This window comes from Yoonia sp. R78084 (genome assembly GCF_044595625.1).
Taxonomy (GTDB): domain Bacteria; phylum Pseudomonadota; class Alphaproteobacteria; order Rhodobacterales; family Rhodobacteraceae; genus Yoonia.
In genome coordinates, this window is the sequence record NZ_CP138993.1 from 3,318,572 (window position 1) to 3,337,321 (window position 18,750).

17 protein-coding genes are annotated in these 18,750 nt (G+C 58.6%); 7 read left to right on the forward strand and 10 right to left on the reverse strand.

All coding sequences use genetic code 11. The features are described from left to right. Positions 1–34 precede the first annotated feature (34 nt). Positions 35–1,399 (reverse strand): hypothetical protein, encoded by a 1,365-nt coding sequence (locus tag SJY29_RS16650; RefSeq protein ID WP_400085095.1) that lies wholly within the window; start codon positions 1,397–1,399, stop codon positions 35–37. 273 nt (positions 1,400–1,672) lie between these two features. On the opposite strand from SJY29_RS16650, the gene SJY29_RS16655 reads away from it, so the two are divergent. Continuing rightward, positions 1,673–2,200, forward strand: coding sequence for a CAP domain-containing protein (locus tag SJY29_RS16655; RefSeq protein ID WP_400085098.1), 528 nt, complete (start codon positions 1,673–1,675; stop codon positions 2,198–2,200). Positions 2,201–2,211: 11 nt separating this feature from the next. Here SJY29_RS16655 and SJY29_RS16660 read toward each other — a convergent pair whose 3' ends face one another. Further along, positions 2,212–2,985 (reverse strand): class I SAM-dependent methyltransferase, encoded by a 774-nt coding sequence (locus tag SJY29_RS16660; RefSeq protein WP_110280652.1) that lies wholly within the window; start codon positions 2,983–2,985, stop codon positions 2,212–2,214. 63 nt (positions 2,986–3,048) lie between these two features. On the opposite strand from SJY29_RS16660, the gene gloB reads away from it, so the two are divergent. After that, positions 3,049–3,822, forward strand: coding sequence for a hydroxyacylglutathione hydrolase (gene gloB / locus SJY29_RS16665; RefSeq protein ID WP_400085102.1), 774 nt, complete (start codon positions 3,049–3,051; stop codon positions 3,820–3,822). A 169-nt stretch (positions 3,823–3,991) separates the two neighbouring features. Continuing rightward, the gene (clpA, locus tag SJY29_RS16670; protein WP_400085105.1) at positions 3,992–6,316 is read left to right on the forward strand and encodes an ATP-dependent Clp protease ATP-binding subunit ClpA; all 2,325 of its coding nucleotides are present in this window, start codon (positions 3,992–3,994) and stop codon (positions 6,314–6,316) included. A 52-nt stretch (positions 6,317–6,368) separates the two neighbouring features. Here the strand turns inward: clpA and SJY29_RS16675 are convergent, their stop codons facing one another. After that, the gene (locus SJY29_RS16675) at positions 6,369–7,196 is read right to left on the reverse strand and encodes an isoprenylcysteine carboxylmethyltransferase family protein (RefSeq protein ID WP_400085108.1); all 828 of its coding nucleotides are present in this window, start codon (positions 7,194–7,196) and stop codon (positions 6,369–6,371) included. 93 nt (positions 7,197–7,289) lie between these two features. Here SJY29_RS16675 and SJY29_RS16680 point away from each other — a divergent pair, with 93 nt between their 5' ends. Beyond that, positions 7,290–7,505, forward strand: a complete 216-nt coding sequence (locus SJY29_RS16680; protein WP_400085111.1) for a DUF2805 domain-containing protein — start codon at positions 7,290–7,292, stop codon at positions 7,503–7,505. Between the two features lie 35 nt (positions 7,506–7,540). Continuing rightward, positions 7,541–8,878, forward strand: a complete 1,338-nt coding sequence (locus SJY29_RS16685; RefSeq protein WP_400085114.1) for an ABC1 kinase family protein — start codon at positions 7,541–7,543, stop codon at positions 8,876–8,878. Here the strand turns inward: SJY29_RS16685 and SJY29_RS16690 are convergent. The 7 genes from SJY29_RS16690 to chlG all read right to left on the reverse strand — a co-directional run bounded on the left by SJY29_RS16690 (position 8,865) and on the right by chlG (position 16,269). After that, positions 8,865–10,529 (reverse strand): peptidoglycan -binding protein, encoded by a 1,665-nt coding sequence (locus SJY29_RS16690; RefSeq protein ID WP_400085115.1) that lies wholly within the window; start codon positions 10,527–10,529, stop codon positions 8,865–8,867. The two genes, SJY29_RS16685 and SJY29_RS16690, sit on opposite strands and share 14 nt — an antisense overlap. A 3-nt stretch (positions 10,530–10,532) precedes the next feature. Continuing rightward, positions 10,533–11,618 carry a biopolymer transporter ExbB gene (locus SJY29_RS16695; protein WP_400088966.1) on the reverse strand — a complete coding sequence of 362 codons (1,086 nt, stop codon included), beginning with the start codon at positions 11,616–11,618 and terminating at the stop codon, positions 10,533–10,535. A gap of 151 nt (positions 11,619–11,769) precedes the next feature. Then, on the reverse strand, positions 11,770–12,303 hold the full coding sequence (locus tag SJY29_RS16700; RefSeq protein WP_400085117.1) for a gamma-glutamylcyclotransferase: 534 nt from the start codon (positions 12,301–12,303) through the stop codon (positions 11,770–11,772). A gap of 54 nt (positions 12,304–12,357) precedes the next feature. Continuing rightward, complete coding sequence (gene idi / locus SJY29_RS16705) at positions 12,358–12,891, reverse strand: isopentenyl-diphosphate Delta-isomerase (protein ID WP_110280646.1); 534 nt, start codon at positions 12,889–12,891, stop codon at positions 12,358–12,360. Further along, positions 12,888–14,069: a geranylgeranyl diphosphate reductase gene (locus tag SJY29_RS16710; protein ID WP_400085120.1), complete on the reverse strand. Its 1,182-nt coding sequence runs from the start codon at positions 14,067–14,069 to the stop codon at positions 12,888–12,890. The genes idi and SJY29_RS16710 overlap by 4 nt, the downstream gene beginning before the upstream one ends. A 3-nt stretch (positions 14,070–14,072) precedes the next feature. After that, complete coding sequence (locus SJY29_RS16715) at positions 14,073–15,353, reverse strand: BCD family MFS transporter (RefSeq protein WP_400085123.1); 1,281 nt, start codon at positions 15,351–15,353, stop codon at positions 14,073–14,075. A 1-nt stretch (position 15,354) separates the two neighbouring features. Next, positions 15,355–16,269, reverse strand: coding sequence for a chlorophyll synthase ChlG (gene chlG / locus SJY29_RS16720; RefSeq protein ID WP_400085126.1), 915 nt, complete (start codon positions 16,267–16,269; stop codon positions 15,355–15,357). Between the two features lie 204 nt (positions 16,270–16,473). On the opposite strand from chlG, the gene SJY29_RS16725 reads away from it, so the two are divergent. Both SJY29_RS16725 and SJY29_RS16730 read left to right on the forward strand, forming a co-directional pair. Then, the gene (locus SJY29_RS16725) at positions 16,474–17,310 is read left to right on the forward strand and encodes a flagellar motor protein MotB (RefSeq protein WP_400085129.1); all 837 of its coding nucleotides are present in this window, start codon (positions 16,474–16,476) and stop codon (positions 17,308–17,310) included. 101 nt (positions 17,311–17,411) lie between these two features. Then, the gene (locus SJY29_RS16730) at positions 17,412–18,746 is read left to right on the forward strand and encodes a flagellar hook protein FlgE (RefSeq protein WP_400085132.1); all 1,335 of its coding nucleotides are present in this window, start codon (positions 17,412–17,414) and stop codon (positions 18,744–18,746) included. Positions 18,747–18,750: the final 4 nt, after the last annotated feature.

Consider the following 18,750-nt stretch of genomic DNA (forward strand, 5'->3'; position numbering starts at 1 on the left):
GCTGTGGTGATGCAAATGCCAATCGGTTCCCGCGTCAGAACCGCGATGCGACCCCGAAAAGGATCTGTGCTGCCGCTGATGTGTTTTCCTCGGCGGTTGAGTGTGTACGCGCACCCGAGACTGTCACGCTGGGGGAGAAACCAAAGTAGCTGACGTCTTCGAACACGGCTGTGACCGAGCCCAGATAGAAGTGATCATCGCGGCCGTCGAGTGTGGTTGTGAATTCCTCGAACGTGCGGAACCCGATGTTGAGGGACGTGGAAATTTGTGCCCCCAAAACAGGCTCGGCCAGCAGATAACCGATGCCGATCTGGTATTCGTCGAAAGAATTTTCCGGTCCTGCCGCGTTGCGCTGTGATATCAGGCTGAGCTGCAGCTGGTCGCGGTTTGCCAGCAGCCGGTCATAGGCGATGGTCAGGTCGTAGATGTTTGCATCGTATAACGCAGGGGTGCGTGCGTCCTGCCAGCGCCGGAGCGCGCGGAGTTGCAGGCGGCTGGTGTTGGTGAGGGGAACGGTCTGTTCGAGGCTGAGGTCGTGAAAGTCGACCAGCCTTTCGCCACCTTCCCAATAGGTCCCGAAGGCCGCCCCGAGGCTGAGCGGGCCCAGCGGGCTTATGTTGTTTTGCTGTCGTTCAATGCCCATACTGGCCGTCACTGTCGCGAAGTGGCGACCATCAATTGCGCGCACCTCTGGATCGGGAGAGTCTGCAAGCAAGGACTTTGCGTCATCTGACAACAGATAGGTATCGCCTGCAAGCGTGGCGGTAACCGTCGTGACTTGGTGTGCGGTCTCTGAAATTCGGTAGCGCAGGTCGGTGCTGGCAGAAAAGCCGATACCGGAAAGTGCGCGGCGGTCTTCGGGCAGCACGAAGGTCAGGTCAATCCCTTCCAGTCGCAAGATACCGTCTTCTGAACCGTTGTTGATGTTATCGGTGGGTGCGATTGCGGCGGTGACCGCGACCGAAAGCGGGTTGGTTCTGACAGTGTTCGCATAGGCTTCTGTGATAAACTGCAGATCGGCTTCGGTGGATGCGTGATTGGCCGCGCGTCGCAACCAGAATGCAGATCGGGTATATTGACCGGCCTGAAAATGTGCGCCGGCCACAAAGCGCGCAGTTTCAAAGCGGGTGTCCTGGCTTGTCGCGGCGGCATAGGCCCTTGCACCAGAGGCTGCGGCGCTTTGCGGGTCATTCAGGTCCGACTGGGCAAGTGCCAGCAGGTAGAGCGCAACAAAATCGTCCGGTTGTGCGCGTAGCATCTCTTGGGCAAGGCGCAGGGTTGTGGCGGGCGCGCCTGCGACAAGGGCGGCTTCGGCCTGCTCTTGAAGACCATTTGCTGACTGGGCGTAGGCTGGCGTTATCGCAACTGCTATGGCGCAGAGGCGTGCTATGATCCGCATTCTGGTCGCCCCCTTTCGGCTGGTCGGCAAACGTGATTTCCACCATGTCTTTTCTCATGCGCTATCACAGTCAGAAAGTCAGCCTGTTTCGCCGCCTCTTATCGCGTCGCTTTAATTTTGCCACAATTCCATCCCATTTTCGGCGGACTTCCTCTCTAAGTTTTGCCGCCGCGGGCATGTTTGTGCTTACCCCGCAGTGCTTTGCAGGTTTTGATTGAGTGAAAAGTGGATGGTGCCATAGCTGTTTTCTGAAACAAGATTTGGACAAGATTCATGAAAAGAACCTTTGCGATAGCCGCGTTTTGCCTTGCTACAGCATGTGGCGGTGCCGGTGGCAGCACGACGAGTCTGAGTACAAGTTCTAGCAGCGGTGCGGCGCCCATCCCGATTGCGGATTTGCCGCAAGTTGCCGTTTCCGCAGCGCCCAGCCAGACATTTTCAAATATGCTCAATGGTGTGCGGTCAGGGGCAGGCGCAGGGGCGCTGACCTATGATAGCCGCCTTGGTGTGGCGGCGAACCGGCATGCAAATGACATGGCCGCCAATAATTTTTTCTCCCACACGGGGAGTGACGGATCAACCGTTGGACAACGCGTCACCGATGCAGGCTATCAGTGGAACCGTGTCGGCGAGAATATCGCGCGCGGTCAGGTTGATGAGCAGGCTGTGCTGGATGCATGGATGAATTCTTCCGGGCATAGGGCAAATAATCTCGATCCACGGTTCGAGGACTTCGCACTTGCGAAGGCAGACAGCGCGCGGGGGCCTTATTGGGTGCTCGTGCTCGCGCGTGAGCGGTAATCTTTCCCTTGCTATCTGACGATGACCCGTGACGCTGATGGTTCCGGCTTCGGCTTGGGTTTTGTGATGCCTTCAAGGGCCCTGAAGGGTTTTCGCACTGCTTCGGTCAATCCCGGCCGTGTGGGGGCGGCCATTTGTTTGCTGACCTCGACGATCAACACGCCACCTGCGGCCACAACCGGTAGGTTATGCCCTACTTTTTCAAGAAAACCCGCTGATTTGCGCCAGAGCTTGCTTGCCGAGGGCGGCTGGTAGAGCGCGGACATGGTGCGTTCGGTCACAAATTGGTGCCGCCGGAGCTGGGCCTCCAGCTGGCTGAGGGAATAGGGGCGCCCATAGCCAAAGGGTGTGGCATCCGAGCGCGACCAAAGCCCCGCGCGGTTCGGCACAATAAAGACCGCCCGCCCGCCCGGGCCAAGGACGCGCCAAGCCTCATCCAGCAGCAATGAGGGCTGTTCGGTGGTTTCCAGCCCGTGCAGCATGACGAGCTTGTCGACATGGCCTGTCTCGATCGGCCAGGATGTATCTTCACAGAGCACGCTGACGTTGTTGCCATCGGGTGGCCACGGCATCACACCTTGTGGCCCCGGCATCAGTCCGATCACCCGCCGCGCATCTTTCAGGAACGGCCTTAGCAAGGGCACCGCAAAACCGAACCCCACAACCATCTGCCCCTTTGCCTCGGGCCAAAGCGCGCAGAGCTCGTCGCGGATCACTTTTTGCGCCGCACGCCCCAATGCGCTGCGGTAATAAAAGTTACGCAGATCCAGAACGTCGAGATGCATTGCGGTTTGCAACTCCTTGGGCAAAGTTATGGGGGTAGCATATCAAGAGAAAGGCACATTGCCATGACAAAGAGATCAGAGGTTGAATTGGTCGTGGTGCCATGCCGGACGGATAACTATGCTTTTTTGGTGCACAACCATGACACAGGCGAGACCGCGTTGGTTGATGCGCCCGAGGCAGCGCCGATTGCGGCCGCACTTTCCGCGCGGGGATGGCGCCTGAGTGATATTTTGATCACCCATCACCACGATGATCATATTGATGGCGTTGCCGCACTGCGTGAAGGTGCGCGCGTGATCGGGGCCAAGGCTGATGCCCATCGCCTGCCGGACCTTGATCAGGCCGTCGAGGATGGCGACACCGTAACGGTCTGTGGGCAGCCGACCCACATTATGGATGTCTCGGGTCATACCATCGGCCATATCGCGTTTCACATGCCCGATGCGGGGCTGGTCTTTACCGCCGATAGCCTCATGGCGCTGGGCTGCGGCCGCCTGTTTGAAGGAACGCCTGCGCAGATGTGGGACAGCATGCAAAAACTGCGCGCGCTGCCCGATGATACGTTGGTCTGTTCCGGCCATGAGTACACGAGCGCCAATGCGCGTTTTGCGATGTCCCTTGACCCGGAGAATTCCGACCTTATCTTTCGTATCAAAGGGATCGAAGCGGCGCGCGCCGCTGGCAAACCAACTGTCCCGTCAACGCTGACCGAAGAGAAGCGCACGAACCCGTTTTTGCGCGCTGATGTTCCCGAATTCAAAGCCGCCCTTGGCATGAACGACGCGTCTGATCTGGATGTGTTTACCTTTGCACGGGCGCAAAAAGACAAGTTTTAATCATCCTTCTGCATGGGCGTGGTGAAAAGCAGGTCAAAAACCAAGCATCACACGAATTGTGATGCCAAAAGCGAAAAAAGTCCTTGAAGGTTGGCAAATAAAACCAAACCTTAAGGGTAAGAGGCCACGGTTGGTTCGCGCCAACCCCCGATATGAAGGAGCACAAGCCGTGCCATCATTTTCGACCACACTCGAGCAGTCCATTCATGGCGCACTTGCGCTGGCCAATGAACACAAGCATGAACTTGCCACGCTGGAACACCTGCTTCTGGCGTTGATTGACGAACCTGACGCGGCGCGCGTGATGCGTGCGTGCTCGGTTAACCTTGATGAGCTGCGCAAGGATCTGGAAGGGTTTATCGAGGATGATCTTTCAACCCTGATCACAGATGTCGAAGGCTCCGAGGCGGTGCCGACTGCTGCGTTCCAGCGGGTTATTCAACGTGCGGCAATCCATGTGCAATCATCCGGCCGCAGCGAAGTGACCGGCGCCAACGTGCTGGTCGCGATCTTTGCCGAGCGCGAAAGCAATGCCGCCTATTTCCTGCAGGAACAGGATATGACGCGTTATGACGCGGTGAACTTTATCGCCCATGGCGTGGCCAAGGACCCCGCATTCGGTGAATCGCGCCCTGTCACGGGGTCAACGGATGAAACCGAGACAATCGCGCCGGGCGAAGGCGACGAAAAAGAAAGCGCGCTGTCCAAGTACTGCGTCGATCTGAACGCCAAAGCGACCAAGGGCGATGTTGATCCCCTGATCGGCCGCGCGCATGAGGTTGAACGCTGCATTCAGGTGCTGTGCCGCCGTCGCAAGAACAACCCGCTTCTGGTGGGTGATCCAGGCGTGGGTAAAACGGCCATTGCCGAAGGTCTCGCGTTCAAGATCGTGAACGGCGAAACGCCTGAAGTGCTGTCGAAGGCGACCATCTATTCGCTCGATATGGGCGCGTTGTTGGCCGGTACACGCTATCGCGGTGACTTCGAGGAACGCCTGAAAGCTGTGATGACAGAGATGGAAGAGCATAAAGATGCGGTGCTTTTCATTGATGAAATCCACACAGTGATCGGTGCCGGTGCCACGTCCGGCGGCGCGATGGATGCGTCCAACCTGCTGAAACCTGCGTTGCAGGGCGGCAAGCTGCGCTGCATGGGCTCGACGACCTATAAGGAATTCCGCCAGCACTTTGAAAAGGACCGCGCCTTGTCGCGCCGGTTCCAGAAGATTGACGTGACAGAGCCTTCGGTTCCTGACGCGATCAAGATTTTGCAGGGTCTGAAGCCTTACTTCGAAGAGCACCACCACATCAAATACACCGCTGACGCGATCAAGACCGCGGTGGAGCTTTCTGCGCGTTATATCAACGACCGCAAATTGCCCGATAAGGCGATTGACGTGATTGACGAAGCGGGTGCCGCACAGCATCTGGTCGCGGAATCCAAGCGTCGCAAGACGATTGGCGCCAAAGAGATCGAGGAAGTCGTGGCCAAGATTGCCCGTATTCCGCCCAAGAACGTCTCGAAAGACGATGCTGAGGTGCTCAAGGATCTTGAGAAATCCCTCAAGCGCGTTGTCTTTGGTCAGGATCAGGCGATCGAGGCCCTGTCTTCCGCCATCAAACTGGCACGTGCAGGTCTGCGTGAACCGGAGAAACCGATTGGTAACTACCTGTTCGCCGGTCCGACCGGTGTTGGTAAGACCGAGGTGGCCAAGCAACTGGCCGATACGCTGGGTGTTGAACTGTTGCGCTTTGACATGTCCGAGTACATGGAGAAGCACGCCGTTTCACGCTTGATCGGTGCGCCTCCCGGTTACGTCGGTTTTGATCAGGGTGGTATGCTGACTGACGGTGTCGATCAGAACCCGCATTGTGTCTTGTTGCTCGACGAGATGGAAAAGGCACATCCTGACGTCTACAACATCCTGTTGCAGGTGATGGACCACGGGAAATTGACCGACCACAATGGCCGGACAACCGATTTCCGCAACGTGATCATCATCATGACCTCGAACGCAGGTGCGGCGGAAATGTCGAAGAATGCCTTGGGCTTTGGCCGTGAAGCGCGGACCGGTGAAGATACCGCTGCGATTGAGCGGACATTTACGCCGGAATTCCGCAACCGTCTGGATGCGATCATCAGCTTCGGCGCACTGCCGAAAGAGGTGATCATGCAGGTTGTCGAGAAATTCGTGCTGCAGCTTGAGGCACAACTGATCGACCGTAATGTGCACATCGAACTGACCAAGGCCGCCGCCGAATGGCTGGCCGACAAGGGCTATGATGAAAAGATGGGTGCGCGCCCGCTGGGCCGTGTCATTCAGGAACACATCAAAAAGCCGCTGGCCGAAGAGCTGCTCTTTGGCAAGCTGGTCAAGGGTGGTGTCGTCAAGGTTGGTGTCAAGAAAGGCGCGCTGGATCTGACGTTTGAAGAACCGTCGCCGGGCCGGATCACAGGTGGCAGCAAAAAGCCGCCGCTTCTGACGGCAGACTAACCATCAGGTGCATTGATAATCACCCGCCGCGCAAACTGCGCGGCGGGTTTTTTCATGGCTGGTCGGTATGCTTTGGCAACTTGCGCAGGGCTGGCACCGCATAAGGCACTGTGGCTTGGTAGCGTGCGAACCTTTCCCCGTAGCGCTGGGCAAATCGCCGTTCCTTTAACACGGGTGCGGCAAGGCAGTATGCGGTCAGACTGATCGCAAGGGCCAACTGGTCGGGCGTCCAGACAGGGACGGTCCAAAGCGTCAGGGCAAAGGCCACATAGATGGGCTGCCGGATGATCCGGAACAGACCAGTGACAGGCATGTCGGGAAAGACGGGTTTGATGTTTTGCGCCAAGGACATCCACCCCAAGGCACCTGATTGCACCTCGGCCCCGGCGTCATAGCTGGCTTTGATCAGCAGCAGCCAAGCGCTCGCATAGAAGGTGCACACCACATAGAACGCGGTCCCTTCGGCGCGCCACCAGACAATGCCGCTGGGTGTCCAGAGCGCAAAGAGTGCCAGAAGCTGAACGGAGGCCACAATCGCATAAGTCGTGGTTGAGAGCGTGCCGCTGTAGGCCGCGGGGGCGAGATAGCCAAGCAACCGCCGCCCCCGCGCGCTGAGGAGCAGGGAATGCATCAGTGGAAACTGCAGGATCAAAAGTGCGTTGGCCAAAATCGCCCAAGTGCCTGGTACACGGCCCAGACTTTCGCTCATCCCGAAAAACATGGCCGTGATCATCGCGATCACCGCGGCTGCGAAAATCGCGTGACAGACGACGCCATAAAGAAACGCCACCGCGATCCGTTTGCGGCCTGCAGGCGGGCGCAAGACACCGAGACAAAGGGTGAGCAGCCGCTTGAAGGGAGAGGGGGTGTTCTGATCCATGTGCCCCAGATAGGACGGGCACGGCGGAAGGCGACTGTTGAGGGGCATTGGTCGCAGCTTGCTTTCATGCGCGGCCCCGCTAGGTGGCAGGGCATGACGAAGAAACCTGAACTTGCCCCCGAACATGTCAGCGAAGTGATCCAGATGGCGCTTTCGGATCACGTCAGCTTTGCGGATATCCACCGCGAATACGGGATTGGCGAGAAAGACGTCAAAACCCTGATGCGCGACACCCTGAAAACCGGCAGTTACCGCGCATGGCGTAAACGCGTCCGCGATTTTTCGGACAGGCGGGCGCAATATAAATAGCTGGCAATGTGGCGCGACCCGCCTACCTCCACGTGATGAGTGACAAACACCCCAACGTGCGCGCGCTTGCCGTGCCTTCCAGCCGCGTATCGCGGTTTGGCCGTTTGAGCGCGATGACGGCTGGCGTTGCCGGTAACATGGCCTTCAACGGGATCGCGCAATTGGCGCAAGGCCAGCGCCCCGCAATGCGCGATTTGCTGATCACCCCGCAGAACATCACGCGGATCACCGAAAAGCTTGCCCAGATGCGCGGTGCGGCGATGAAGATCGGGCAACTTATGTCGATGGATACGGGTGAATTTCTACCGCCGGAAATGGCACAGATCATGGCGCGGCTGCGGGATAATGCCCATATCATGCCGCCCGCGCAGTTGCGGCGGGTTCTCGATACGCAGTGGCCGAAAAACTGGCTTGGTCAATTCGCAAAGTTCGATGTGCGGCCCATTGCGGCAGCCTCGATCGGACAGGTGCATCGCGCGCGGCTGAAAGACGGCAGGGATCTTGCCATCAAGGTGCAATACCCTGGCGTGGCGGACAGCATTGACAGCGATGTGGCAAATGTCGGCGCGCTGCTGCGCATGTCGGGGCTGATCCCCAAGGGGTTCGCGCTTGGGCCTTATCTGGAAGAGGCGCGCAAGCAGTTGCATCAGGAAACGGATTATACCCGCGAAGGACAGTATCTGGCACGGTTTGGCGCGCTTCTGGCGGACGCACCGGCATTTGACGTGCCTGCGTTTATTCCTGAATGGAGCACGCCGCAGATCCTGGCGATGTCCTATGTGGAAAGTGTGCCGATTGAAGCGGCCTTCACCCAACCCGAGGCGGAAAGACACCGGATTGCGGATGCGCTGATCGGGCTGACCTTGCGCGAGTTGTTTGACGAAGGGCTGATGCAGTCAGATCCGAATTTCGCCAATTATCGCTACGATCCACAGACGGGTCGGATCATCCTGCTGGATTTTGGTGCGACCTGTGAATTGAACCCGGCGGTCGTGGCGCAATACCGTGCGTTGCTGGCCGCAGGCCTGATTAACGATCATGCAGCGCTCGCGCGGATTGCGCAAGAGATCGGGTTTATCGCGCCCGATACAGCCGACCGTCACCGCATGGCGATTATGGACATGATGCAGATGGCTTTTAGCGCCTTACGCGCGGATGGACCGTTTGATTTCACCGACAAGACCCTGCCGCGCGCGATGCAGAACGCGGGGATAGCACTGGCTGAAGACGGGTTTGTCCCGCCGCCTTTGCCGATTGATGTTTTGCTGTTGCAACGCAAATTCGGGGGCATGTTTTTATTGGCCAGCCAGTTGGGGGCACAGTTGGATCTGTCGGGATATTTCGCACGCTACGTTGCGTCTAGCGCTCGGTAAGCTTCAGCTCGATCCGGCGGTTCTGGGCGCGGGCCTCTGGTGTGTCGGCAGGGTTCAGCGGTTGATATTCGCCAAACCCGTTCGCGGCCAGACGGCGCGGGTCAATATCAAGATCGCTGCTCATAAAGCGCACAACCGACAGCGCACGCGCCTGACTAAGCTCCCAGTTATCGGCAAAGCGCGCGCCGGGGTTCAGCGAGATATTGTCGGTGTGGCCATCCACACGGATGACCCAGTCAATGCCTTCGGGAATATCGTCTGCGATGCTACGTAGAATATCCGCGATATTGGCAATTTCCGCTTCGCCTGCCGGCGAAAGATCGGCACTGCCTGGCTCAAAAAGCACCTCGGACGCAAAGATAAAGCGATCACCCTCGATACGGATCCGGTCCTGCCCTTCGAGGATCTGGCGTAGTTCGCCAAAGAAGTCGGATTTGAAGCGTGACAGGTTCTCGGCCTCGGCGGCCAGCCGTTCGGCCTCTTCTTCCAGTCGCGCGGCCTCGGCCTCGAGCCTGATACGTTCCGCCTCTTCCAGTGCGCGTCTGCGCCGTTCTTCTGAGACAACGCGGGCAAGCGCGGTGTTCAGCTGTGCGCCCAAGGTTTCGATCTGGACTTGCGCCTCGCGGTCGGCCTCCTCTGCGAGGTTGAGCAGCGATTGCAGGTTGCCCACCTGTGTGCGCAATTCGGTGATCTGTTCATTCAGCAAAGCCACCTGACGCTGGCTTTCGGCAGACAGCGCCTCTTGCGCGGCAAGTTCCTCATTGGCGAGGGCAAGAAGGGCCGCCTGACGTTCTGCTTCGCTTGCCTCTTCGCCAAGATCTCCCTGCAGTTCTTCCAGTTCGCTGGTCAGCGTTGCGTTCCGCGCGTCAAGTTCGGCCTGTGCTACGCGTGCGGCGGCCAGCAGGGTCAGCGTGTTCTCTGCTTCCTGACGCTGCCGCTCAAGATTGAGGGTCATCGCCGTCAGTTCGGTGTCTGCATTTGCCAGCCGCTCACGCAGCGCTTCGGCGGCGGCGGCGCTAGTCAGTTGATCGGCCTCCAGCGCCGTGATCCGCGCGGTATTGGCGTCATTCTCGCTTTCCAGATCGGCTATCAGTGCTTCCAACGCTTCGCGGCGGGCGGCGGCAAGGCGCGCGGCCTCTGCGCCCTCGTCGATTTCAGTGCGGGCCTGCGCAAGGGCGAGGTTGAGCGCTTCTTGCTGTGTCAGCAATCGCGCCTGCTCGGCTTCCAGCCCTGCAATATTGGCAAGCGCGTCGCGGCGTTCGCTCAGAAGCCCCGCGACCTGTGCCACGAATTGGGTGATTTGGGTTTGCGCCTGCGCCAGTGCCTGATCCTGCGCGTCGCGCTCGGCGATCAGGGCCGCAATCCTTCCGGCCTGCCGCGTGGCCTCTGCGTTGGCGGCATCAAGATCGGCGGTCAGCGACGCGTTGGTATCGCGCGCAAGCCCCAGCGTGGCTGTCAGCGCCGCGACCTCATTGTTCAGCGCGTCCAGCTCGGTTTCCTGGCCGGTGATCTGTTGGCGCAGCACGAACTGGATCACCATAAAGATCGTCAACACGAACATCAGGACCAGCAACAGCCCGGTCATCGCATCCACGAAACCTGGCCAGATCGCGTTCTGAAAGCGGTTCGATGATCTGCGGCTCAACGCCATGGATCAGCCTCTGTCCCTGATCGCACTTGCCAGATTAGCAATCTCGCTGCGCAGGTCGCCGACGCTTTCCTGCCGGCCCGCCGACATCTCTTCGAGGATGCGGAGCAGTTGCACGTCAATGGACCGCAGGCGCATCCGGCTTTCGGCATCAATGCCTTCCATCCCGCTGTCGTCCAGTTTCTGGATCAGCGCTTCTTGGCCAATGGCAACACGTTCGAGCATTTCCGATGTCGCATTGGCTGCGGTGCTTTGCGCCATCTTTTCGATCGCAGTTGCCAGCGCGTTGAACTTCTTGTCGTTCTCTTCGCGGTCGGCGTCTGTCTGTCCCATCATCATCTGGATGGTGTCCATCAGCTCGCCCAATTGTTCCACAAAGGGACCCATCGCACTGAGGTCGGCACCCAGGGCCCCCTCTTCACCATCAATCCCGACGCGGGTGATTGTGGATAGCCACTCTTCGAGTTCGCGGTAGAAGCGGTTTTGGCCATGGCCGGCAAAAAGCTCCAAAAGCCCCACGATCAGGGATCCGGCAAGCCCGAGCAGCGAGCTTGAGAAAGCCGTGCCCATGCCGCCCAGTTGTGCTTCGAGCCCTGATTGCAGGCGGGCAAAAATATCGGCACCACTTTCCCCTTCGCCGGGGTTCAGCGACCGGATGGTTTCAACCAGCGCAGGCACGGTCGTGGCCAGACCATAGAATGTGCCCAAAAGGCCAAGAAAAATCAGTACGTTGCCAATATAACGTGTGATTTCGCGATCTTCGTCGATGCGCTGCGCGACGGAATCAAGGATAGACCGGCCAGAGGTTGAGGACACCTGCGTGCGCGCGCCGCGTGAGCGCAAGAGTGTGGCAAGCGGCGCAAGAAGCGAGGGTGCCGCGCTATAGGAATGCCCGCCTTGTTCGCGTGCAAACCGTTCGATCCAGCGCACCGAATTCATCAACACAAAGACCTGATTAAAGCAGGACAGCATTCCCAGCACAAACACGCCAAGAATGACCCCGTTCAGGTAAGGGTTTGACTGGTAGATCGCTGTGATCTGCTCCAGCCCAAGGTAAAAGCCCGCGCCGACCAGCCCGATCACAGTCAGCATGAAAAGCAGCTGACGAATGGGCAGTGTGAACTGCGGTTGCGATTTGGGTTCCCGTTTGTCCGACACGGATGGGGGCCTCATATTGTGTGACTGCTTCGCTCGCATAACACCATATGGCTGAACTTACACAAACCCAAACAAATTCGGGCCTTCAGTCTGTTGCCGTCAAAGCACGCACACGCGCAACCAACCAGTCCATGTCGGTATCCTTTATGCCGAGCTCCGCGAGGTGTTTGGCCGTATTGAACAGATACTCCGTGTTCGGCCCGCGTCCGCCGACCGCACCTGCAATCATCTGCGCCTGTTTCTCAAGGTCGAACTGGCAGTACTGCACATGATCGCGGTCAACCACATAGGTCAGCGCCTGTAACGGTGCGCCTTGATCGTCGATCAGGGTGACGGTTTCTTCGTAATAGGCGGACGAGATTAATTCGCGTTCACGCAGTTGCGCCAGAACCGTATCTGTCTCGTTCTCGGCCACCTGAAAGGCCACGCCGGTACATTGCCCGCCTGTCTGCGCATCAAGCGCGAGCACAAGACCGGGGTCGTCTTCTGTGCCGCGGTGATGGATGCTGAGCATGCAAAAACTGCGGTGATAGTCAGGCAGCCGCGCCTTGACCTGACGCACCGGTATAAAACCGGGGTTCCACAAAAGTGAACCATATCCGAAAACCCAAAGTGCCATGGTGCGTGTCCCTTCCTTGAACACGCCCATAACACCGGTTTGAAGGAAACGGAACTAGACCGCGCGGAGCAGATCGCCAAAGATCGCAGCAGTGTGATCTTGCAGGTAAATCCGCAGCCAGGGTGTGTATTGCGCAGGATGCCGCGCCACATCAGCAGAGAGTTCATAAAAATCGACCCAGCGGGTATCCATCACCTCGTCGGGGTTGGGCTTGACCACCAGATTATTGGGGGCGTCAGCGACGAAGACCTCGACAACCTCGTGTTCGATCAGCCCGCCACCCACATCGGCCCGATACTCGATCTGGTCGCGGTGGGATGGATAAAGCCCCTTGATCCCCAGTTCTTCGTCCAGACGGCGCATCGCGCAATCGGTCGGGTCTTCGTCCCATTCGGGGTGGGTGCAGCAGGTGTTCGCCCAGAGACCGGGGGTGTGGTATTTGCCCATCGCGCGCTGCTGGATCAAGACGCGGCCACGGTTGATCACAAAGACACTGACCGCCTTGTGCTTGAGCCCGCGCACATGCGCATCCAGTTTCTCGACCGGTTTGAGTTTGCCGTTTTCCCAGGCCGGGATCATGATCGTCATGTGCGCAGCGGAGAGACAAGGCGCGTCAGATGCGCGAGGTTCTTGATGCCGATCTTCAAGTGAGCCATGGGCCGTGCCTTTACCAGTTTCTTGTTCATATAAGCCTCAAACGTCAGCTTTTGCACGTCGACATCATGACACAGGGATACAAACCGCTCGCGCCGTTCGTCGCTGCGGTAATAGGCGTTTTGCATCGCGCCCAAAACCCGGAAAACCTGTTTGTGTTCGCGCATGAAGAGTTTGCGGGCCAGTTGCAAATCCTTTACGCGCCCTGATGCCAAAGTGGCCGCTGCTGCGGTCGCGGCAACGCGTCCGCCAACCATTGCATAGTAGATGCCTTCGCCCGATGACGGCGCCACGACGCCCGCCGCATCGCCTGCCAGAACCACATCCTTGCCATTGTCCCAGCAATCCAATGGTTTGAGCGGAATGGGCGCGCCTTCTTTACGGATCGTCTTGCAATCGGTCAGGCCTGAGGCCGCACGCAGATCGGCGGTGGCCTGTTTGACGTCAACGGATTTGATCAAGGAGCCCATGCCGACGCTGGCTTGTCCGCCGTGCGGAAAGACCCAGCCGTAGAAATCGGGTGAAATGCGGCCATCATAGATCACGTCGCACCGTGCGGGATCGTAGGTGGCGGTCGCTGCCGGCGCTTCGATAATTTCGTGGTAGGCAATCACGTAAGGAATTTTATCGCCGTCTTTGATCTCGGCCCGCGCCACGTTTGAGCGCGCGCCATCAGCGCCGATGACCAGCTTTGTAGACAGTTTCATCTCGTTGCCGCTGATCTTGTCGCGATAGACCACATGTGTGCCGTCCGCGTCACGTTCGATCTTGGTGAATGTCCCTGTGTAGCGATGCGCCCCGGCGTCCTTGGCCCGCTTGCGGAGGAATTCGTCGAAATGTTCGCGATCAACCATGCCGACATAGCCGTTCTCGATCGGGATATCGACCTGCCGTCCCGTGGGAGAGATCATGCGTGCGGTGTTCACTTTGGCCACGATCTGGGCGTCAGGGATAAAGAAATCTTCGATCAAACGCGGAGGAACAGCGCCGCCACAAGGTTTGATCCGCCCGTCACGGTCGATGAAGGCGACCTTGTGACCGGACCGTGCAAGGTCTTCTGCGGCAGTGGCCCCTGACGGGCCTCCGCCCACGACAACGACATCATATTGCATGTGCTATTCTCCCGGAACGAGCGTGGCGGACTGCATTTTGCGATCCATGATTTTGGCTGCCATTGTGGCGGCGGCGATAAAGATGGCGGCTTCGGCGACGAACACGATCCCGAAGGCCTGGGTGTCGGTCATGGTGACACGCAAGGCATCGACGAGACCAGCGCCAACCAGTCCGCCGAAACCGGCGGCGATGGCCTGTGCCGCCCCCCAAAGCCCCATGCGGGTGCCTTCACGGCGCGCGGCCCCTGCCGCGGCAAGGGCCATCATCGAGCCGATGGCGGCAACAGCAAACATCCCGTTAAAGAACCCCAGCAGGACGACTGCGGGGACAAGCGGAGCACTTGGGCCGATGGGCCCGAGGAATGTGATCAGGATCAGCGCTGCGGCAGAGCCGACACAGCCCGTCATTACCCAGTTGCGCAATGCGCCGATCTTGAAACCAGTGGCCAGGATACCGACAGCGAGCATACCGATGAAAACGCCACCGTTCTGCGCGCCTGATAAAGAAGTCGATTGCCCGGGCGTGAAGCCGAAGACGAGACCGGCGTAGGGTTCGAGGATCAGTTCCTGCATGAAGTAGGCGGTCATCGACAGGAAGACGAAGATCGTGAAATTGCGCGCTTTGCGTTCGGCCCAGACCTCTTTCAGCCCCTCCATGAAGGGTGTCGGGTCCGGCTCGCGCACGGCAATCAGATTGCGTTCGATCCGCCAGACGGCAAGACAGGTCACGAGTGTAGCGATTGTCACAACGCACCCGACAATCCTGATCAAAAGCAGCGGCGTATAGGGGTCAATCAACTGCCCCACGATCCCTGCGGTTATCGCGATCCCGAAGATCATCATCAGCCATGTGATCGTGGCGGCGGCAGCACGGCGGTGGGGTGCGGTCGTCGTGGCCAACAGCGCCAGCAATGATGTGCCTGACGCGCCAACGCCAAGGCCGATCAGCGTATAGGCGACGATTGAAACGGTCAGGCCAAGCGCAAAGGATTGTGCGAAGGCCAAGACCCCACAGGCCGCAGCGAAAGCACCGAGCGCAAGTGCCACCATACCGCCGATAATCCAGCGTGTCCGGTGCCCGCCTGTGTCAGAGTAGAACCCCCAATGGGGGCGTGTCAGTTGAATGCCGTAGTGCAAGCCGACCAAAAGACCCGGCAGGATCGCTGGCAGTGATAGTTCCACCACCATCAGCCGGTTCAGTGTCGATGTTGTCAGGACGACAATCGCCCCCAGTGCCATTTGCACAAAACCAAGCCGGACAATCTGAAACCATGAGAGTGTCATATCAGCCTCCAATGCTCCGCAAAGCAACGGCGCTGATCATCATGCCGCTGATGTAGAACAGAATACCCATGCCCTGATACCAGGGCGTCTTGCCTTCGGGGTCGCGCAGCAGAACGCGCATCGCGCCCAATTGCACCGCCAGCATCGCCATAACGCCCAAGGCAAAGCCGGGTTTGCCCCAATAGGTCAGCAAGCCGATGACGATGACCTGTGGCACTGCCATGATCCAGCAGGCGACCTGCGCCGCGCGCGCGGGCCCAAGTGTGACAGGCAGCGACCGCAGGCCAGTGGCGCGGTCGCCTTCAATCGCTTTGAAATCGTTGAGTGTCATGATTCCGTGCGCGCCGATGCCGTAAAGCACGGCAATCGCAATCACCTGCGGGCTGGGCGCGCCAGCGGCGACAACAGCAGCACCAGTGATCCATGGCAGGGTTTCATAAGCGAGGCCGCAAAGCCCCGGGCCCCACCAACCGGATTTTTTGGCGCGGATCGGCTCGGCCGAATAGGCCCAAGCCGCTGCAACGGCCAGTATAGTGGCACCAAAGCCCCAAGGCCCCAGTTGATACCCGACCGCCAACCCCAACACAGTCATTGCGAGTGCGATATAGAGCCCCCAGCGTCCGGGAATGCGCCCTGAAGGAATCGGGCGGTCGGGCTCGTTGATTGCGTCAACATGCCGGTCGCACCAATCATTCGCCGCCTGCGACATGCCGCAGACGATCGGGCCGGCAAGCACCACGCCCAAGACCACGAAAAACCATTGGCCAGAGGGGCTTATACCCGATGAAACGACGCCGCAGAGATAGGCCCACATCGGAGGGAACCATGTCACAGGTTTGATCAGCCGCAGCATCGCGCGCGGCTCGGGCCAGCGGCGTATGGCGGGTTCAATCTGTAAATCTGACGTTACACTCATTCTGTCAGTTTAGTGTGACATATGGCGTTTGGGCAAGTGTAAAGGTCTGTTGACACTGCGCCATCTTGTCACTCGGCTTGATCGTCGCATGAACGCGACCGCCGCGCCCGGAATACGCGCGTGTTTTTCATCGAATTGTCGCGTTAAGCCTGCTTTCATTTCTGCCCGTCTATGCCCGTTCTGGGTGAAACATGAGGTAGAGAGATGGGCGCAGGATCAAACGCACCGACAATTATCAAACGCAAGAAAGTGGTTGCTGGCGGCGGCCACCACGGTGGTGCTTGGAAGGTTGCCTATGCCGATTTCGTCACCGCGATGATGGCGTTCTTTATGTTAATGTGGCTGCTCAACGCCACAACTGAACAGCAGCGCAAGGGGCTGGCGGATTACTTTTCGCCAACGATTCCCGTCAACCGCATTTCAGGCGGTGGGTCCGGTGCCTTTGGTGGCGACAATATCTTCACCGAAGAGACCCTGGCACAAAGCGGCACTGGCATCAGCCAGCCGAGTATCGGCAATGAACCCCTGCGCAGCGAAAGCGAGACCGGGGCAGACGCCGCCGCCGCGGCCCAGGTCGCGGCCCTGCGCGAAATCGAGGCTGTACTTCTGGGGCAGGGTGGTGAGAGCATGTTATCCGATCAGGCGCTGCGTCATATCATCACCCGCCTCACCGATGAGGGCCTTGTGATCGAGATCTTTGATCTGCCTGACGTTACGCTTTTTGTTGATGACACGGTCATCCCCAATCCCGTGATCGCCGAGATTGCAGCGATCATGGCGCGGCTGTTTCAAACGGTCCGCAACGATGTTGCGATAGAAGGGCATTTGAGCGCGAAATCTGTTCTGAAGGTCGACAATCCTGTGTGGGCACTGTCAACCGGCAGGGCCGACCAGATGCGTCTGATGCTGCAAAGCGGTGGTCTCGATCCGATGCGTATTGTCCGCCAGACGGGTGCGGGCGACCGCGATCCTGCAGTGCGCGATGCGACCGCCCCGCGCAATAACCGGATTGAAGTCATCCTGCTGCGATCGGACCGCTAGAACGATATCATTCGAATTTTAGCCGTTAGGGGGGTGTTAAGGCGCGGGGCTTAGGAGTGGTGTGAACATTAGTCATCTCTGACGCAGAAAGGCTCATCTATATGACGATTTCCTCTTCCCTGAATGCCAGCGTTGCCGGTTTGGCGGCAAACGCCTCTCGGTTGGCCACGATCTCGGACAATATTTCGAACTCATCAACCTATGGCTACAAAAGAGCGGTGACCGATTTTCAGTCAATGGTAATTGAAAGCGGTCAGGGAACCTATTCTGCGGGCGGTGTGCGCACAACAACATCGCGCTTGATCGATGAACGTGGTGCGCTGGTTTCAACGTCAAACCCCACAGACCTTGCCGTGCGGGGCCGTGGAATGCTGCCGGTCACATCGGAAACATCTGTGGCCGTCAACAACGGGGACAATCCATTGTTCCTGACAACGACAGGATCCTTCCGCCCCGATGCCCAAGGGTATTTGCGTACGCCAGGGGGGTTGGTTCTGCTGGGTGTGCCAGCGGCGGCTGACGGAACCATTCCCAACTATCCGCGCGACTCTATCGACGGTCTGGTGCCTGTCCAGATCAACGCCAACCAATTTGCGGGCGAGGCGACGACGCGCGTTGACCTGTCGGTCAACCTGCCCGCCACGTCAACGCGGGAAGGATCACCGGGGGATACGGAAACGCTCTCGGTTGAATATTTCGACAACCTGGGTGCGTCTTCGAACCTGAGCTTCCTGTTTACGCCAACTGTACCGGCAAATGGTTCATCGAATACATGGACAATGGAAATCCGCGACAGTGAGTCCGATACTGATCTTGACGGTATTCCCGATGTTGTTGGCGAATATACATTAACCTTTGATGCGACACGCGGTGGCGGCGGTACGCTTGCAAACGTCGATTTTGCAGACCCGCTGAACCCGATTGGCGGGGCATACGATCCGCTCACCGGGGCACTGACAATTGCGGTCGATGGCGGGCCAATGGAAATCAATATCGGCGAATTGGGCAGTTCGATCGGATTGACCCAACTGTCCGATGCCTTCGCGCCCGTTTCAATTTCCAAGAACGGCACGCCCGTGGGCAGTCTGACCTCAATCGAGGTGGACCAGAACGGTTTTGTGCGGGCGTCCTTTGACATCGGGATCAACCGTGTTCTCTATCAAATTCCGCTTGTGGACGTGCCAAACGTGAACGGATTGGAAACGCTTGATCAGCAGAGTTACCGTGTGACGCCTGACAGTGGTTCTTTCTTCCTGTGGGACGCAGGTGACGGGCCGACGGGCGATATCGTCGGCTTTGCACGCGAGGAATTGGCCACGGATGTTGCCGGTGAGCTGACGGAACTGATCCAGACACAACGCGCCTATTCGTCCAACGCCAAGGTCATCCAGACTGTGGACGAGATGCTGCAAGAAACCACCAACATCAAACGCTAAGGCA

Bases quoted from the DNA above. Each gene is read 5' to 3' on its own strand.
- SJY29_RS16725 (WP_400085129.1), top strand. From the start codon at position 16,474: ATGGGCGCAGGATCAAACGCACCGACAATTATCAAACGCAAGAAAGTG.
- idi (WP_110280646.1), bottom strand. From the start codon at position 12,891: ATGACGATCATGATCCCGGCCTGGGAAAACGGCAAACTCAAACCGGTC.
- SJY29_RS16690 (WP_400085115.1), bottom strand. From the start codon at position 10,529: ATGGCGTTGAGCCGCAGATCATCGAACCGCTTTCAGAACGCGATCTGG.
- SJY29_RS16695 (WP_400088966.1), bottom strand. From the start codon at position 11,618: ATGCTGACTGTGATCGGGCTGGTCGGCGCGGGCTTTTACCTTGGGCTG.
- SJY29_RS16675 (WP_400085108.1), bottom strand. From the start codon at position 7,196: ATGGATCAGAACACCCCCTCTCCCTTCAAGCGGCTGCTCACCCTTTGT.
- SJY29_RS16685 (WP_400085114.1), top strand. From the start codon at position 7,541: ATGAGTGACAAACACCCCAACGTGCGCGCGCTTGCCGTGCCTTCCAGC.
- SJY29_RS16655 (WP_400085098.1), top strand. From the start codon at position 1,673: ATGAAAAGAACCTTTGCGATAGCCGCGTTTTGCCTTGCTACAGCATGT.
- SJY29_RS16715 (WP_400085123.1), bottom strand. From the start codon at position 15,353: ATGACACTCTCATGGTTTCAGATTGTCCGGCTTGGTTTTGTGCAAATG.
- SJY29_RS16650 (WP_400085095.1), bottom strand. From the start codon at position 1,399: ATGCGGATCATAGCACGCCTCTGCGCCATAGCAGTTGCGATAACGCCA.
- chlG (WP_400085126.1), bottom strand. From the start codon at position 16,269: ATGAGTGTAACGTCAGATTTACAGATTGAACCCGCCATACGCCGCTGG.
- SJY29_RS16680 (WP_400085111.1), top strand. From the start codon at position 7,290: ATGACGAAGAAACCTGAACTTGCCCCCGAACATGTCAGCGAAGTGATC.
- SJY29_RS16710 (WP_400085120.1), bottom strand. From the start codon at position 14,069: ATGCAATATGATGTCGTTGTCGTGGGCGGAGGCCCGTCAGGGGCCACT.
- gloB (WP_400085102.1), top strand. From the start codon at position 3,049: ATGACAAAGAGATCAGAGGTTGAATTGGTCGTGGTGCCATGCCGGACG.
- SJY29_RS16730 (WP_400085132.1), top strand. From the start codon at position 17,412: ATGACGATTTCCTCTTCCCTGAATGCCAGCGTTGCCGGTTTGGCGGCA.
- SJY29_RS16660 (WP_110280652.1), bottom strand. From the start codon at position 2,985: ATGCATCTCGACGTTCTGGATCTGCGTAACTTTTATTACCGCAGCGCA.
- SJY29_RS16700 (WP_400085117.1), bottom strand. From the start codon at position 12,303: ATGGCACTTTGGGTTTTCGGATATGGTTCACTTTTGTGGAACCCCGGT.